A 1,291-nucleotide genomic window follows, 5' to 3' on the forward strand; every position below is an offset into this window, starting at 1 on the left:
TGAGGGGCCCCGAAGTTCCCGGACAGGGACCCAATAGGGTTGTCCTGTAAGGGATCGAGGGAAGAAGCAAGTGACACGTTCGCGTTCGTACTCGCCGGAGTTCCGTGAAGAAGCGGTCCAGATGGCATTGAAATCAAGTAAGCCCATTGCCGAGGTGGCCCGGAATCTTGAGGTGAACTCCGAGACGCTTCGCTCATGGGTGCGCCGGTACGAGCGCGACCACGGAAGGCAGGCTGGTCCGCTCGCCGTGGATGAGCGAGCCCGGCTCAAGGAACTCGAACGCCGTATTCGGGAAGTCGAGATGGAGAACGCGTTCCTAAAAAAAGCCGCAGCGTACTTCGCGAGGGATGTCCGGTAGCGAACACGTACGAGTTCATCGAAACGATGCGGCTCGATACGGCGGAGTACGCATTTCCCGTCGGGTTCATGTGTGAACGACTCGACGTGTCCAAGTCCGGCTACTACGAATGGCGGAGCCGTCCGGATTCCGCGACGGCCCAGCGGCGCGGGGAACTGAAATTGCTCATCACGAAAGCCTTCGATGATTCCGACAGCACGTATGGCTACCGGCGCGTCCACGCCCAGCTGGCACGCTGGGGCGTCGCGGCCGGCCTGGAGCTCGTCCGCCAGCTCATGCGCCAGCTGGGCCTGGTGCCCTGCCAGCCGAAGCCGAGGCGGTGGTCCCTCACCCAGGCCGCAGCGGGCCTGGTGCCCGACCTCGTCGGCCGGAACTTCACCGCCGAAAAGCCCGGAGAAAAACTCGTTGGTGATATCACTTACATTTCGACCAGTGAAGGATGGCTGTTTCTCGCTACCGTCATCGACTGCTGCACCAAGGAAGTCATCGGATACGCGATGGACGATCACTACCAGACCCCGCTCATATCCCGGGCCATCCGCAACGCGGCCCGGAACCGGAAGCTCGCAAAGAGCGCCATCTTCCACTCGGACCGAGGCAGCAATTACATGTCAGCCGAGTACGCGGGCGTTCTCGGAGAGCTGGGGATGCGGAGGTCGTCCGGACGGACCGGAATTTGTTACGACAACGCCATGGCCGAATCATTCTTCGGCGTCCTGAAGAACGAGCGGGTGTCCCGCATGAGTTACACCACCCGCGAGGAGGCGCGAAAGGATATCGCCCGGTACATAGAGTTCTGGTACAATCTCAAGCGTCTCCACTCGGCAGTTGGTTACCGGCCTCCGCGGGAAGTCCATGCCGAGTTTGAGAATCTGCGACTCGCCGCATGAATTAATCGGTCAGATCCCTGTCCGGAAAACGCGAGGCCCCTCA

Annotated in this window: 1 protein-coding gene; it reads left to right on the forward strand. The window is 61.0% G+C overall.

What is annotated here, in order from left to right:
• Positions 1 to 121: 121 nt before the first annotated feature.
• Positions 122 to 1,248 (forward strand): IS3 family transposase gene (locus OTB19_RS42915; protein WP_267804286.1). Its coding sequence is split into 2 segments (ribosomal slippage): positions 122 to 332 and positions 332 to 1,248, totalling 1,128 coding nucleotides; the frame shifts between segments, so codons are not numbered across the junction.
• Positions 1,249 to 1,291 lie beyond the last annotated feature (43 nt).

Origin of the sequence: Streptomyces sp. H27-H5 (assembly GCF_026627505.1) — a bacterium.
In the GTDB taxonomy this organism is placed as follows: Bacteria; Actinomycetota; Actinomycetes; order Streptomycetales; family Streptomycetaceae; genus Streptomyces.